14 protein-coding genes and 1 riboswitch are annotated in these 14,504 nt (G+C 63.0%); of the genes, 5 read left to right on the top strand and 9 right to left on the bottom strand.

Going from position 1 to position 14,504, the window contains the following annotated elements; translation table 11 throughout:
* Window positions 1-2: 2 nt before the first annotated feature.
* From HXS66_RS02960 to HXS66_RS02945, 4 genes are all read right to left on the bottom strand, one after another.
* Window positions 3-1,457, bottom strand: a complete 1,455-nt coding sequence (locus tag HXS66_RS02960) for a hypothetical protein (protein WP_176502809.1) — start codon at window positions 1,455-1,457, stop codon at window positions 3-5.
* Between the two features lie 58 nt (window positions 1,458-1,515).
* Window positions 1,516-2,688 (bottom strand): polysaccharide biosynthesis/export family protein, encoded by a 1,173-nt coding sequence (locus HXS66_RS02955; protein ID WP_176502808.1) that lies wholly within the window; start codon window positions 2,686-2,688, stop codon window positions 1,516-1,518.
* Window positions 2,688-3,044: an STAS domain-containing protein gene (locus tag HXS66_RS02950; RefSeq protein WP_176502807.1), complete on the bottom strand. Its 357-nt coding sequence runs from the start codon at window positions 3,042-3,044 to the stop codon at window positions 2,688-2,690. Before HXS66_RS02950 ends, HXS66_RS02955 begins: the two co-directional genes overlap by 1 nt.
* A 276-nt stretch (window positions 3,045-3,320) precedes the next feature.
* Window positions 3,321-4,526: an AmpG family muropeptide MFS transporter gene (locus tag HXS66_RS02945; protein ID WP_103751364.1), complete on the bottom strand. Its 1,206-nt coding sequence runs from the start codon at window positions 4,524-4,526 to the stop codon at window positions 3,321-3,323.
* A 265-nt stretch (window positions 4,527-4,791) separates the two neighbouring features.
* On the opposite strand from HXS66_RS02945, the gene rfaH reads away from it, so the two are divergent.
* The 3 genes from rfaH to HXS66_RS02930 all read left to right on the top strand — a co-directional run bounded on the left by rfaH (window position 4,792) and on the right by HXS66_RS02930 (window position 6,619).
* The gene (rfaH, locus tag HXS66_RS02940; RefSeq protein ID WP_077371768.1) at window positions 4,792-5,319 is read left to right on the top strand and encodes a transcription/translation regulatory transformer protein RfaH; all 528 of its coding nucleotides are present in this window, start codon (window positions 4,792-4,794) and stop codon (window positions 5,317-5,319) included.
* A 67-nt stretch (window positions 5,320-5,386) separates the two neighbouring features.
* On the top strand, window positions 5,387-5,893 hold the full coding sequence (locus tag HXS66_RS02935) for a peptidylprolyl isomerase (protein ID WP_176502806.1): 507 nt from the start codon (window positions 5,387-5,389) through the stop codon (window positions 5,891-5,893).
* 561 nt (window positions 5,894-6,454) lie between these two features.
* Complete coding sequence (locus HXS66_RS02930; RefSeq protein ID WP_176502805.1) at window positions 6,455-6,619, top strand: hypothetical protein; 165 nt, start codon at window positions 6,455-6,457, stop codon at window positions 6,617-6,619.
* A gap of 15 nt (window positions 6,620-6,634) precedes the next feature.
* On the opposite strand, the gene HXS66_RS02925 is transcribed toward HXS66_RS02930, so the two are convergent.
* Complete coding sequence (locus HXS66_RS02925; RefSeq protein WP_176502804.1) at window positions 6,635-7,006, bottom strand: helix-hairpin-helix domain-containing protein; 372 nt, start codon at window positions 7,004-7,006, stop codon at window positions 6,635-6,637.
* Between the two features lie 293 nt (window positions 7,007-7,299).
* On the opposite strand from HXS66_RS02925, the gene pyrF reads away from it, so the two are divergent.
* The gene (gene pyrF, locus HXS66_RS02920; RefSeq protein ID WP_084209187.1) at window positions 7,300-8,007 is read left to right on the top strand and encodes an orotidine-5'-phosphate decarboxylase; all 708 of its coding nucleotides are present in this window, start codon (window positions 7,300-7,302) and stop codon (window positions 8,005-8,007) included.
* 130 nt (window positions 8,008-8,137) lie between these two features.
* Here the strand turns inward: pyrF and HXS66_RS02915 are convergent, their stop codons facing one another.
* On the bottom strand, window positions 8,138-8,965 hold the full coding sequence (locus HXS66_RS02915) for an SIMPL domain-containing protein (protein WP_170212639.1): 828 nt from the start codon (window positions 8,963-8,965) through the stop codon (window positions 8,138-8,140).
* 257 nt (window positions 8,966-9,222) lie between these two features.
* On the opposite strand from HXS66_RS02915, the gene HXS66_RS02910 reads away from it, so the two are divergent.
* Window positions 9,223-10,083: an ABC transporter substrate-binding protein gene (locus HXS66_RS02910; protein WP_167593048.1), complete on the top strand. Its 861-nt coding sequence runs from the start codon at window positions 9,223-9,225 to the stop codon at window positions 10,081-10,083.
* A 15-nt stretch (window positions 10,084-10,098) separates the two neighbouring features.
* On the opposite strand, the gene cobO is transcribed toward HXS66_RS02910, so the two are convergent.
* The 3 genes from cobO to HXS66_RS02895 all read right to left on the bottom strand — a co-directional run bounded on the left by cobO (window position 10,099) and on the right by HXS66_RS02895 (window position 14,441).
* Window positions 10,099-10,698 (bottom strand): cob(I)yrinic acid a,c-diamide adenosyltransferase, encoded by a 600-nt coding sequence (gene cobO, locus HXS66_RS02905; RefSeq protein WP_077371790.1) that lies wholly within the window; start codon window positions 10,696-10,698, stop codon window positions 10,099-10,101.
* 83 nt (window positions 10,699-10,781) lie between these two features.
* Entirely contained in the window at window positions 10,782-12,668 is a 1,887-nt protein-coding gene (locus tag HXS66_RS02900; RefSeq protein ID WP_084209184.1) for a TonB-dependent receptor domain-containing protein, read from the bottom strand.
* Between the two features lie 131 nt (window positions 12,669-12,799).
* Window positions 12,800-13,041, bottom strand: a riboswitch (cobalamin riboswitch).
* A gap of 158 nt (window positions 13,042-13,199) precedes the next feature.
* A complete protein-coding gene (locus tag HXS66_RS02895) occupies window positions 13,200-14,441 on the bottom strand; it encodes a NupC/NupG family nucleoside CNT transporter (protein WP_077371796.1) in 1,242 nt (413 codons plus the stop codon).
* Window positions 14,442-14,504: the final 63 nt, after the last annotated feature.

Raw genomic sequence — 14,504 nt, 5'->3', positions numbered from 1 at the left:
GCTCACACGCTTTGCTGCAAGCGCAGCAGGTAGGGTTTTCTGATCCACAGGAGGATCAGGCCGATGATGCTGAAGACGCTCGCGGCCAGCGCACCGACGATGGCCAGCTTGATGCCCAGCGAGTCAGCCTTCTCGGGCAGTGGTGGCGGGTCGAGGATCTGCAGCATCGGGTAGCTGGCGAAGGGGTCGATCTGGCCGATGTCGATCTTGGCCAGTGCCGTGGTGTAGACCGCCGTGGCGACCTGTTGCTCGCGCAGCAGGTCCTGCAGCTGGGCTGCCTTGGCGACACTGTTGTCCAGTCGTTGCTGGCGAGCTGCCAGATTGGCGCGTCCGGTCTCGAGCTCGCTGATCACGCCGCGCCGCTGGGTGTCCAGGGTGATCAACTCACCGACCAGGCTGTCCTGGTTGGCATGGCCGGCGGCGGCCCGCAGTGCATTCTGGTTGCGTGAGGTCTGGCGGGGCAGCAACTCCCGCATGCGTGAGGCCAGCGAGCGTTCCAGTGAAGCGAGCCCCGCGGCCAGATTGATGACTTCCGGGTTGCGCTCGCCCCATTTGCCGCGCGCTTCATCGAGACTGGCTGCCTGCTCCGCTGCCTGCGTCAGCAGCGCCTGGTAGCGAGCATCACGCTGCAGTGCGATCACGCCCCCCGCCTGACTGGCATCGAGCCCCAGTCGGCTGGACAGGGTGGTGAGGCGGGCGTTCAGCGCCGACAGCTCGCCATCCCGCATCTCGAGGGTGTCCTTGAACTCCTCGACACTCAGTGTCAGCTCCTTGAATTGCTCCATGGAGACCAGGCCTGACGTGGACTGGAAGTCCAGCAGCTTGCGCTGGGTGTCCTTGAGCGTGCGATCGTAGGTCTCGAGCGAGCGACGGATGACGGCTTCGCGTCGCGCCTGTTCATCGTTGCGCAGCTGTTCGATCACCTCATTGAAGGCATCGATGTGCGCATTGGCGCGTTCAAGCGCGGCCTTGGCGCTCGGTGCGCTGGTCTGGAAGGCGATCAGGGCGGTCTGGTCGGTCAGCTTGATCTTGGGCTTGGCGTAATCGTCGGGATGCATGTCGACCGTCCTGGCGGCACGCTCCAGCACGGCAGGGCTCTCGGCGATGGCGCGGTAGTTGACCTTGGGGTCCAGCGAGGAACTGGAATAGGACGAGTTGGCGCTGGTGCTGGCCTGGCCGATGCTCTCGAAGTTCACCGAAAGCCCCGAGCCGGTACCCGGCAGGATCATCGTCCAGCTGGTGGTATAGGTGACGGGTGCCACGGCGATGAAGGCGATGGTCAGCCCCCAGATGACACTCAGGATGGCGGTGGTCAACAACAGATAGGCCGCGCGGCGGGTGCGCGGGCGCATGCTGGAGCCACGAGCTGCCCAGCCCAGCAATACGCCAAGCATTCGACGCCCCAGTGAGGGCTTCGCCGTGTCTTGCGGCGTGTCGGGTGAGCGGGACTCTGTCATGCACATCCTTGTCGCGTGGTAGTGATCAGTTGCCTTCCGGCAACGCACAGGCGAAGCGTTACAGCAGAGTGGCCGGCGTCAGCAGGTCCGTCAGCGTTCTGGCGATATCCCGGATGTTGGTGACACCTGAGTCATAGCAGCCGACGACATCTTCCGGCATCAGATACGGGTTGACGCCCACGTCCGCTGGATTGGCCAGCAGGTCGTCGATGCCGCGATCCACCACGACCGGTTGATGCGTCATCGGATTGGTGCTGACCAGCACGGCGCGTCGCGAACCGGACGTCGCCTGGATACCACCGACACAGTTGGCGTTGATCACCCCCTGCAACATGCGCACGCCGTAAGGTACCTGGGAGCGCAGCACCGTGTAATTGCTGACATTGTTGTTGTTGGCCGGTGTGGTCAGGTTGGAGGCGTAGATGACGATGCCCGGCGCGGTGATGGGGGACGGGCGCATCAGCGCTGCCTGGAAGGCACCGCTGGAGGGCACATGGATGCGATCCCCTTCGCGCAGCCAGGGGTTGGCGGCATATTCGCCATCGATCAGGCCGCGCATGTCGAGAATCTGTGTCTGGTTGTCGCGAATCAGTTCGACGTGGCTCAAATCCGCGTCCGGCCGCACGCCGCCAGCCGTGGTCAAGGCCGCTGACAGCCGCCGTTGCTGGCTGGCATCGCCTCCGGCAAAGTCGCGACGCACCATGCGCTCTTCCGGTTCGCGGGCATTGACGACGGCTTCGCCCGGGAAGAACACTGCCCCGGAGACGGCGACCGCCAACGGCGCCCATTCCTCGAGACGAACGCTGACATGGGCCAGCCCCGGGCGGATCAACTCTTCCTGTATCAGACGCTCGGTGATCTCACGTGCCAGGGCATCGATGGTCTGGTTGGAGGCATCGACCGGCGAGAGCCAGGGCAGGCGCAGACGCCCATCGTGATCCACCTCGTAGCTGCCATCGAACAGCCCGCTGCCGGCGACCCTGACGTTCACTCGATCGCCGGCGGCCAGGCGCTGGTCATCGCTTGCAGGCCGATGGGAAAAGCGATCATCGGCCTGCGGCGTGGGCAGCTCCAGTGGCCAGTAGGTCACCTGTTGCCAGTGCTCTTCGGCCGGGGTGTCGTCCAGCATCAGCGGCGTACAGCCGCTGATCAGACCGGCGAGCATGGCAATCCCCGAAAGGCGGCGTGAGACTTGGGTCCATGAGGTGAGGCGTGCCAGGGAAGACGTCATCAGGCTACCTCGCGAGAAGACCCTGGCGCGTGGGCATCTGGCACCAATAGCGGGTCGCGCTGATAGTAGATGTCGAAGAGTTCGAACAGGCGCACGCGTTCCAGCTCGGTCTGCATGATGGGAGAGGGTTCCACCACGATCAGAGCCTGCGGTGACAAAGCATCATGCAGGCTGACCAGCACGGAAAGTCCGTCGGCATCGATGGCTGTCACATGACTCAGATCCACTGCCAGCTTGCCGGTGTGGTCAGGGATCATCGCGAGCATCTCCTCGCGGAAATAGCGCGCGACCTCGCCTGTCAGCTGAGCCGGCGGCGTGATCATGGTGCCTTGGTCAATTCTGGTGGTGATGGGCATGGCGAATTCCCTGTGCCTGCCGTCACCGGCTGGCGCCATGTCGGGCCTGCGGTGCGACTTGTTATCTTTATGCACTATGCCGCACAAGCATCGTTTGCCTGTCGTCGCGGTGTCAACGACATGACGGGAATTGTCTCAGTCCTGACTGATGAGATGTCTGGTTCCTTCTCCTTCCTTCACCCTTCCTATCTTCCTTTCTTTCTTTCATCCTTCCCTGCTTTTCTCTTCTTCCGGCTCAGCCTGTCGATGGCCCAGACCGTTCAGGGAGCTTGTCTCTCAATCTCCCGACATCGCTGGCGCCTTGTGGGGCGTTGCCAGCATTGCCCCCCAATGACGGAAGCGCAGCAGCAGCAACAGCCCCGGGATGGCGGCCAGGGTGCAGATCCAGAAGAAGCTGTCCCAGCCGGCGGCATCGGCCAGATAGCCCGAGGGGGCGGCGATCACCACACGTGGCAAGCCCATGATCGAGGAGAGCATGGCATATTGGCCGGCGGTGAAACGCTTGTCGGTCAGTGCGCCCATGAAGGCGATGAAGGCGGCGCTGCCCATGCCGGCCGCCAGGTTCTCGAATGCCACCACTCCGGCAAGCCAGGCCAGCGAGTCACCGACGTGATGCAGCCAGATGAAGCCGGCTGTGGACACCATCTGCAGGATGCCGAACCACCACAGTGCACGGTAGATGCCGATTCGCATGATCATCAGGCCGCCGAAGAAGGTGCCTGCCAGCAATGGCCACAGGCCGAACAGCTTCACGGTCGCGCCGATCTGTGAGTTGCTGAAGCCGATCTCCTTGTAGAAAGGCGTCGTCAGATTGCCTGCCACGGAATCGCCGAGCTTGTAGAGCAGGATGAACAGCAAGAGCCAGATGGCCCCATCACGTTTCATGAAATGGCGGATGGGGTCCCACAGGATCTCGTGCAGGTGATGGGCACGCGGCGCTGCCTGTGCCTCGGGTTCCGGCGCCAGCAGGGTCACCAGCATGCAGGCTCCCAGGGTCGCGGCCATGATCAGGTAGGTCATGCGGAAACCGATCATGTCTGCCAGCACCAGGCCACCGGCCGAGGCCATCAGCATGCCGATGCGATAGCCATAGACATAGAAGCTGGAGCCCAGCCCCAGTTCGTTGTCCGGCAGATGCTCACGTCGGTAGGCATCGATCACGATGTCCTGGGTGGCACTGAAGAAGCTGACGGAAAGCGCGATGGCCCCCATGGTCAGCGGCGACATGTGCGGGTCCTGCAGGGCCAGCAGCGCGATCAGCGCGGTCAGGGCCAGCTGCGCGATCATCAGCCAGCCGCGTCGCCGCCCCAGTGCGGGCGGCATGATGCGATCCAGCAAGGGGGCCCACAGGAACTTGAGGGTATAGGGCAGGCCGACCAGTGCCAGAAGGCCCACGGCGTCCAGTGATACGCCGGCATCCGTCATCCAGGCCTGCAGGACACTCCCGGTGAGCAGCAGCGGCAGGCCTGAGGCGAATCCCATCAGGAACGTGATACCATGACGGCCAACGAGTAAGCGTAAATCCTTTGAAGTCAAAGCCTTGCCTGTCCTTGCAGAGAGTGTATCCGCGCGGGAGTCGCGCGTGACCCATGGCCATGCGCCACATGCATCGTCAATGGCGGGATTGTCGCACTGCCTGAGCGCAAGGGCCATGCATTGTCCTGAGGTGCCGCTGACCATCAGCTGGCTGGCGTGATGAAGGGCTTGCGTCGGGCCCCTGTGGGCAGGTAGGCAATGAGAGGTCATCATGAGTGAAGTCCGAGACGCTGCCAAGGCGCACTGGTATCTGATCCAGTGCAAGGGTGGAGAGTCCTTCCGTGCGGCGGAGAACCTCACCAATCAGGGATTTCACGTCTTCCACCCCCTGCTGGAAGTGGAAAGAAAGCGCGGCAGCAAGCTGCGCTGGGTGGAAGAGCCCCTTTTCCCCTACTACCTGTTCATCCGTCTGGATCAGGTGGACGACAACTGGCGCCCGATTCGCTCGACACGTGGCGTGCTCAAGCTGGTCAGCTTCGGCACGACCCCGACACCGGTCCCCACCTCGCTGGTGGAGGCGCTGATCGCCAATGGTGAGCAACGCCAGGAGCAGCCAGCCGAGAACCTCTACTTCCGTGCCGGCGAGCAGGTCGAGATCATCGATGGGCCGCTGAGTTCGCTCAGTGGTGTCTTCGAGAGTGCCAAGGGCGACGAGCGCGTCATCGTGCTGCTCAATCTGATCAATCAGCAGCAGCGCGTCGAGCTGTCCAGTCGTCAGCTGCGTCGTCGCGAATCCTGAGTCTCGGTGCCTGCGCCCTCCGGGGAGGGCGTGAGCTCACCGCACTTGTCATTTCTGGAGTTGTTTCATGTCGATTACCGTTCAGCAGGTGGTCAGCCTGCACTACACGCTGCGTACCGCAGATGGCACCGTCCTGGACACTTCTCGTGATCGGGAACCGATAGATTATCTGCATGGCCACGACAATATACTTGCCGCTCTGGAATCCGCGCTTGAAGGTTGCAGCGTCGGCGACAGCAAGGTCGTCAACCTGACGCCGGCGGAAGGCTTCGGTGAGCGGGATGAGGGGCTGGTCCAGTACTTCGGGCGTGATGCCTTCGGCCCGGGGGAGCTTGCACCGGGCATGCGTTTCCAGGCGCGAACTCCCGAAGGGCAGCGCTCGGTGACCGTACTGGAAGTCGGTGATCAGCAGGTCAAGGTCGATGCCAATCACCCGTTGGCAGGCCAGGCGCTCAGCTGGGATGTCGAGGTACTGGAGGTCCGCGATGCCACTCGGGCCGAGTTGGCAGCAGGCCATCCGCTGGGGCTTGAGGTGAGCCATACCGAAGTGGAAGACAAGAAGGTGCGTCGCTGAAGTCCCGCTGATGCCGCATGCCGCATGTCGCTTCAGGGGTCTCCCTGTCGCTGATCAGGAAGGCGCTTTCGATGATGATCGAAGGCGCCTTCTTCGTTTCGGGTCTGCTTCGTTTCGGGTCTGCTGCGTGTCATTCCGGGACGGATTCATGGGGGCGGAGTGCCCATGAATTGACGTGGATCATGAAGGCAGCGGCGTGATGCCACCCAGGCTCTCGAAATTGACGCATGTCATCTTCGCCTGCCGATGATCGCGATAAAGTGCTCATGTCGAGACGGGCGGCGTACGAGGATGCCGCATGGGGCATCATGCTTCGGGGGAGATACTCTTCGAGGTGTCGGAAAGCGGCGCAGGCCACCGTCTGGTCAGGGAGGAGTTGCAGGGCGTCGGTTGCCGGCAGAGGCAGGCGCTTGAGGAAGCCCCTTGGGGAAGGGGAAAGCCAGGGATGGCTTCACTGCCAGAATCGGGCATGCAGGTGCCCGATTCACCGTCAGGGGAGGGGGAAACCCCGCTGGCCGGCCTTCGGGTCGGCTTTTTTTCGTGGCAGGAAAGCCACGCCTCATGGAAGCCGTGCTTCTCGGGCACCGTCGTGTTGACCCCGACGATGAAACAGCGCCGCAGGAAGTCTGCGGCGCTGCTTTTGTCGGGACTCCCCTGCCGCTGGCCAGGCTGGTCTTTCGCTGGTGGATTCTCACCACCTGCAGGGTGGCGGGAGTCGAGACCTGACCTCGGCCGTCTTGGTCAGCTCTGGTTGCTGGTGATCTCCCTGGGCGTCGCCTCACCGGATGTCTTGACCTTCGGTGCGACCTTGTCGCTGACCGGCTGACCCGTCGTTATGGCGCTGTTGCCGGTCTTGTCGAGCGTCAGTGTGGTCTCCATGCGTTCGAGCGTGTTGGCACTGATGCCCTTGACCTCAGCCAGCTGATCGATGCTGGTGAAGGGGCCGTTGGCCTTGCGCCAGGCGACGATGGCCTGTGCCTTCTTGTCACCGATGCCCTTGAGCTGAGTCAGTTGCTCAGGGGTGGCGGTGTTGATGTTCATCTCGGCAGCCTGCGTCAGAGGGGTGAAAGCCATCAGGCCTGCGACGACGAGTGATCCCATCAGAGTTTTCATGAGCTTTTCCTTGTTTCATGATGATTGTCGGGGCGTCTGGTCGGGCCGTGATGCCCTGTGCCCAGCACGTGAATCACTGTGGCTGAAGGATGAGTTTTGTAGTCATTAAGAATTAAACGATTCCTCATCCCTGGGGCCGCTTCAGCGCTCAACGCGCGAAAGTGCTAACGCGAATAGCGAGCTGATTCGATTCGGCTTTCTCTGAGCTTACAGGTGCGTTGGTGGGCGCTATAATGTTGCCCCGAGCCCATGACCCCCTGTCATCGCGCCTAGTCTCATTGCCCGGAGCCCGGATGCCTGCCACGACTTCCCCCCTGATCATCGCCCTCGATTACCCGGATATGGCCGCCGCACTGGCCATGGCGGACCAGCTGGATCCGACGCGCTGCCGCGTCAAGGTGGGCAAGGAGCTGTTCACGCGAGTAGGGCCGGACATCCTCAAGGCGCTGCATCAGCGCGGCTTCGAGGTCTTCCTGGATCTCAAGTTCCACGATATTCCCAATACCACCGCGCAGGCCGTGCTGGCGGCTGCCGAGCACGGTGTCTGGATGACCAACGTGCACGCCGGTGGTGGCGCGCGCATGATGGAAGCCGCCGCCAGTGCACTGGCCACGCGCCAGCTCGAGACGCGCCTGATTGCCGTGACCGTGCTGACCAGCATGGAGCAGAGTGATCTTGCGGGTATCGGTCTGGATGTCACGCCACTGGCCCAGGTCGAGCGTCTGGCGAGCCTTGCCCAGCAAAGCGGCATGCACGGTGTGGTGTGCTCGGCGCGCGAGACACCCAGTCTCAAGGCGCTGTGTGGGCCGGACTTCCTCAAGGTGACGCCCGGTATCCGCCCGAGCTTTGCCCAGGCCGGTGATCAGCGACGCACCATGACGCCGGGCGAGGCAATGGCGGCTGGCAGCACCCACCTGGTGATCGGGCGTCCGGTCACTCAGGCCGAGAATCCCATGGCAGCGCTTGCCGCCATCGAGACGGAGCTTGGTGGCCGGGCGTAAGTCAGCGCCCGAGGGGATGTGAATCGCGGGGCATCACTCTCGAGATAGGCCGAGCTTCCGTCACGCGTGGACGCCAGCGGCTCTGGACAAGCGGCTGGCGTCTTGAGAGTGGCGTTCGGGGTGTCGACGCTCAGTCGGCTGATGTCAGTCCCCAGCTGACCTGCACATCACTTTCCAGTGACAGCTCGCCGGGACGATACTCGTTGCCACCACTCTTGGCTTCTGCCATGTCGGCGCGCATGGCCATCATCGGCGGGCGAGGGCTCTGGGAAGATTCATTGATCGACTGCACATCACCCAGTGTCGCTCCCAGCGTCTCGGCCATCAGTTCGGCCTTGTGGCGTGCCTTGGTCAGGGCTTGCTGCAGTACCTTGTCCTCGAGTGCTGCACGATCACTGAGCTGATATTGCACGCCCGCCAGCTGATTCACCCCCGCCCCCAACAGCAGGTCGATCACCTCCGGCACCTGGTCCAGATTCTTCAGCGAAATGCTGATCGGGCGCTCGAGATGGGTACGCTGCCATTGCTGCGGGTTCTGATCATTGGCCGTGCGCTCGTAATAGCGCTCCGGTCGCAGGGTCAGGCTGCCCGCCTTGATCAGGCGACTCTCGATACCGGCGCTTTCCAGTGCCTGGATCAGCGTGCTCATGCGGCCTTCCAGTGTCTGGCGGGCCTGGCGCGCGGCTTCTCCCTGCTTCTGACTGTCCGGTGCCTTGTCGTCCACCTTGCTGGCTGGTGTCTTCTCCCAGAGACGCGCCTCGATGCTGGCCTTGTCCGGCGCGGCTTCGATGCTGGCACTGGCACTGACATGGACAAGCGCCGGTGCAGGTGTCTGGTCAGCCTGTGCCGTACTCACGGCGCTGACGGCACTCAGTGCCAGCACCAGCCCTAGACGCAAGAAGGAATGCTGGACGCCTGAGCTCGCGTCGGCAGTTACGGATGGCAGGATGCGGGGCATGGAAACTCCTTTTTGGCACATGGAGATATTGTCATATGGTGATATTTTCATATGTCGATATTGACACAGAATGATGGCGTGAACGTCCGACATCGCGTGGATCACGATAGCACTTCGCACGAGACGCGCTGAAGCGATCGTGTGCCTCGATCAGGCATCTCATGGCGTCAGGGACGTCGCGGTCATACAGGAGCGATACCATCAATACCGTCACGCTATCTCAGGGGCGACGCGCGCTCCTCGGGGGACTGTCAGCGTTGCTGCTCACCGCAATGCCGTCGCTCGCCTGGGCGGCGAGTCTTTCCGTCGTGGATGATGGTGGCGAGACGGTGACGCTTTCCCGGCCCGCTCATCGTGTGGTCACCCTGGCGCCCCATGCCGCGGAGCTGGTCGCGGCGGCGGGAGGGCTTGCACATCTGGTCGCCGTCAGCCAGGGCAGTGATTACCCGCCACAGGTCAAGACGCTGCCGCGTGTCGCGAGCTATCAAGGGCCGAATCTGGAGGCGGTGCTGGCGGCCAGACCCGCGCTGATCGTGGCGTGGGGCAGCGGGCTGTCCGCGGAAATGCAGGCGCGCCTGGCGGCGCTGGGGCTGACGACCTTCCTCAGCGAGCCCAGGACATTGGCGCAGGTACTCTCCAATATCGAGCGCCTGGGGGTGTTGATGGGCACCCGGCCCGAGGCAGAGGCCTACGTGGCGCGTCTCGAGAAGCGCATCAGTCACCTGGAGGCACGCGATGGCATGGAGGGCGACGCGCCCTTGCCGGTCTTCTTCCAGCTGGGCGAGAGCCCGATGACGACTCTGGCAGGAGGGCATCTGGTCAATGAATTGATTCGCCGCTGCGGGGGAGAGCCGTTGTTGTCTGACGCCCCCACCGTGGTGCCTCAGATACGCCGTGAAGCGCTGTGGCTGGCAGGGCCTCGGCTGATTCTGCATCCGGTGGCCGCAGGCGCCCCCCGTGAGCGTTGGAAGGCAGCCTGGCGAGCCAGGGGTGGCCCGCTGGCCTCGGTGGCGCTTGTCGGACTGGATCCGGACCCGGTCAGCCGTCCGGGGCCGCGCAGCGTCGAGGCGATGGCGCAGATCTGCCATGCCATCTCGGTGCAGCGCGCAGCGCGGTGACGTGGGTCGAGCTGCTCAGAAGTCGATGCCGCGGCGCGCCTTGAGGCCATGATTGAAGCCATGACGTATCTCGGTCATCTCGGTGACGGTATCGGCACAGGCAACGATCTCGCGGTTGGCATTGCGTCCGGTGATGATGACGGTCTGCTCCTCGGGGCGACCTTCCAGCGCCGTCATCACCTCTTCCAATGGCAGGTAGCCGAACTTGACCATGTAGGTCAGTTCATCAAGCACGACCAGATAGACGCTTTCATCGCGCATCAGGCGCTTCGCTTCCTGCCACACCGCCTGACAGGCCGCGGTATCGGCGTCACGATTCTGGGTGTCCCAGGTGAAGCCGGTGGTCATGGCGTGGACTTCCAGATTGGCATCCTCTGCAAGGCGCTCACGCTCCCCGCACTCCCACAGTCCCTTGATGAACTGGATGACACCGACCTTGTAGCCATAGCCGAGTGCCCGGGTGATGGTGCCCCATGCAGCGGTCGTCTTGCCCTTGCCGTTGCCGGTGAAGACCAGCAGCTGGCCGCGCTCCTCATTGGCCTGTGCCACCTTGTCGTCGACATGTGACTTGAGCTTTTCCATTGCCGTCTTGTGGCGGGTATTGCGGTCCGTCATGCGTGTGCTCCGTCAGTCATTGTCACTGCGCCGCTCTCGGGGCGGCGCAGTGAGGAGTGTGGCCCGTCGTCAGTAAGAGGTGCTCAGAAATAGAAGGTCACGCCGCCTTCGACGTAACGCCCCTGGGTGTCGTAGCCGTTGACCAGCTGATAATCACGATCGAAGACGTTCTCCAGCTTGGCGCTCAGCTTGACGTTCTGCATCACCTGCCAGCTGGTGCGCAGGTCGAAGACGCCATAGCCGGCGGTGCGAGTGTCCGTGTAGGTATCGGCATCGGTATCGCTGCGGCTGGCACTGCCACGCAGCGTTGCTCCGAAGCTCCAGTCGGCGAGGGCGTAATCGGCATCCAGGCGCGCAAAGCGCTTGGCCCGACGTTTCAGCTGCTCTCCTGTCTCGCGGTCTTCCGGGTCCTGCCAGGTCATGGCGAGATTCACGCTGAGCGCGTCACCTTTCCAGCCACTGCTCAGCTCGATGCCACGGATGCGTGAGCGGTCGATATTGATCGGCGTGAAGTCGGCGCCTTCGTAGCTGATCAGATTGTCGATATCCGTCTGGAAGGCATTGACGCCCACATGCCACCGCTGCTCCTGCAGACGCCAGAAGAGTTCGGCCGTGGTGGAGGTCTCGGCATCCAGATCCGGGTTGCCTGAGCCGTAAGGGCTGTAGAGATCGATCAGGTTGGGGGCCTTGAAGGCGCTCGAGTAGCTGGCGCCGAGCTGCTGTGCCTGAGTCAGGTCATAGGCATAGCTGGAGCCACCGGTCATCTGATGACCATAACGATTGTCATCGTCATACCGCAGGCTGGTGGTGACGTGATGGCGTTGTTGCTGGAGCTGCCAGCTGCCATAGACCCCCGTGGCATAGCGGCTGTCCACTTCATAGCCGTCGGCGGTGAAGTAGGGGCCATCGGCGTCCAGACTTTCCTCGCGGTGATCCACCCCCAGGCTGAGCGTGCCGAGGTCGGTGTAGAAGTCGTGGCGCAGGCCGATCTCGTTGCGGGCACTGGCGACACGCCCGGCATCGCTGCCGGCTTCAGTGTTCTCGTACTCGTCGCGCGTACGCGCCACGCTGACCGTCATGTCCCAGTTCGGGTTCAGGTGGGTCAGCAGGCTGGCATCCAGTACCAGCTGGCTACCTTCTCCGCTGCAGTCTTCAGAGGCACTGAAGCTGCTGTCGTAGCAATCGTCGTAATCGTAGTCCGTGTCGGTCTTGGCGACGCCGAGAGACAGCGTGGCTCGCTGGCCGAAGTCGTGCCCAAGGCGCAGTTCGGCGCCCGTGGCCTCGTAGCCATCATCTTCACTGCCGGTATCGCGGGCGGAGAAACCATCGCTTTCATCATGATGGAGATTGGCGGAGAGACGAGTGTCATCTTCCACCGAGCTGAACTGGGCGTTCTGGCGGAAGGTGCCGTCGCTGCCGGCGCGCAGCGTGACTTCCGCGTGCTGGCCGACTTCGCTGCCGCCACGCGTGATCAGGTTGATCACGCCGCCGATGGCATCGGCGCCGTAGACGCTGGCGCGCGGCCCCCGCACGATCTCGACACGTTCGATGGCAGACAGCGGCAGAAATTCGAAGTGCGCCAGGCCATCGGCGCTGTTGGCGATGCGCTGGCCGTTGACCAGGATCAAGGTGTGATCGGACTCGGTGCCGCGCATGAACAGGCTGGTCTGGCTCCCCATCGGACCGCTGCGCGCGACTTCGATGCCATTGCGCGACTGCAGAAGGTCCACCAGCGAGCTGGCCTGCAGGCGTTCGATCTCGTCACGCGTGATGACGTCGGTGCTGGCCAGCACATCATTCTGCAGCTGGGGGATGCGATTGGCGGTGACCTGAACGGTCTCCAGGCTATCCGATGAAGGGGCGGTGGTCTCCTGTGCCGCCAGGGCAGGAGGTGTCAGCAGCAGTAGACTGCCCACGAGGGTGTACTTGGCCTGCGCGTGCGCGCGACCACGGGTCTTGTAAGTATTCATGAATGATCCTCAAGCGTCAGACGCAATGAGGAGGACAGGCGTGACAGGGTGCGTGGATGCACATCGTCGCGGCGTGCCCCTTTGAAAAAGGACATCCCGACGAATTTGCCACTGGTGAGGCCCTCCGCATCAACCAGTGTGGAAGCGAGGGCCGGTCTCCGGACTGACGCCTGGCGGACGTCCTGTTGGAACGTCTCACCCCCTCATGCGCCTTCCCACCTCCTTCCCTTGAGGGTCGTCACGAGGACGTCCCGGAGGCAGTGGCTGGTCATCTCGACCGGCATGAGCGTTGCGATCACCGTTGCGGGGGCAGTACGGGGCTTTCACCCGATTCCCGAGCACCCAGGCTTCTACCCGAGCTATTGTCTGGGGAGGGCGACAGGGAGTCAATCGGCAGGCCCCGTCGTCTGCCGGTCTGGCGTTCGCTGGCTCGTGACGCGGGCTGGATACGACAACGCCCGCACTGGGCGGGCGTTGTCGAGAGGTCACCTGACGGCGTGTCTCACTCGCATGCGAGGCTTGCGATGAGCGTCACAGCGACAGGAACAGTCCGGCAAGACTGGCTGACATCAGGTTGGAGAGCGTACCGGCGAGAATCGCCTTCATGCCCATCTGCGCGATGTCACTGCGGCGGTTCGGTGCCATCAGTCCCAGGCCGCCCATCAGGATGGCCACGGAGGACAGGTTGGCGAAGCCACACAGCGCGAAGATGATGATCGCTTCGGAATGCTCGGACAGCTTGATCTGATGGCTGGCGAGGTCGGCGAAGGCGACGAACTCGTTGAGCACCAGCTTCTGACCGATGAAGCTGCCGGCCTGGATAGCTTCATGCCACGGCACGCCGATGACCCAGGCGACCGGCGCGAAGGCGTAGCCCAGCAGCAGCTGCAGCGTGATGTCCTGATAGCCGAACAATCCACTGACCCAGCCGATGATGATGTTGCCCAGCGCGATCAAGGCGATGAAGGCCAGCAGCATGCCGCCGACATTGATGGCCAGCTGCACGCCGGATGCTGCGCCGGACGCGGCAGCATCGATGACGTTGGTCGGGCGATCGATGTCCTTGCCCAGGGCTTCCTCGACACTCTGGGTCTTGGATTCGGTCTCCGGGATCAGCATCTTGGCCATCAGCAGGCCACCCGGGGCTGCCATGAAGGACGCTGCCAGCAGGTACTTGAGGTCAATGCCCAGCGAGGCATAGCCCACCAGCACGGAACCGGCCACGGAGGCCAGGCCACCGGTCATCACCGCGAACAGTTCCGAGCGGGTCATGCCGGCGATGAACGGACGCACGACCAGCGGTGCTTCGGTCTGGCCGACGAAGATGTTGGCCGCGGCGGACAGCGATTCGGGACGACTGGTGCCGAGAATCTTCGAAAGCCCACCACCCAGCACACTGATCACGACGTTCATCACGCGCAGGTGGTAGAGCACCGCGATCAATGACGAGAAGAACACGATGATCGGCAGTACGCGCAGAGCGAACACGAAACCACCGCCACCGAAGACTTCGAACATCTTGTCGCTGACCAGGCCACCGAACAGGAAGTCCATGCCCACGTTGGCGCTGGACATGACGGCCTGAACCCCTTCGCTGAGACCGAGCAGCATGCTCTTGCCGGCGGGAACGTAGAGTACGAATGCCCCCAGCAATGCCTGGATGGCAAAGGCCCCCAGTACGGTGCGCAAGCTGATGGCGCGTCGGTTTTCAGATAATAGGAAGGCGATCCCCAGGAGGGCTAAGACGCCCACCAGGCCCATGACGATCTGCATCAAGCAGCTCCTGAATGCGTAGGTGTTACGTTGAGGACAAGGCAATAGCGCTGGCTGCCGGAC

It is taken from the genome of Cobetia sp. 5-11-6-3 (assembly GCF_013374055.1).
Taxonomy (GTDB): Bacteria; Pseudomonadota; Gammaproteobacteria; order Pseudomonadales; family Halomonadaceae; genus Cobetia; species Cobetia marina.
The sequence above is the reverse complement of the archived record's forward strand: the minus strand, read 5'-3'. Positions and strand labels throughout refer to the sequence as shown.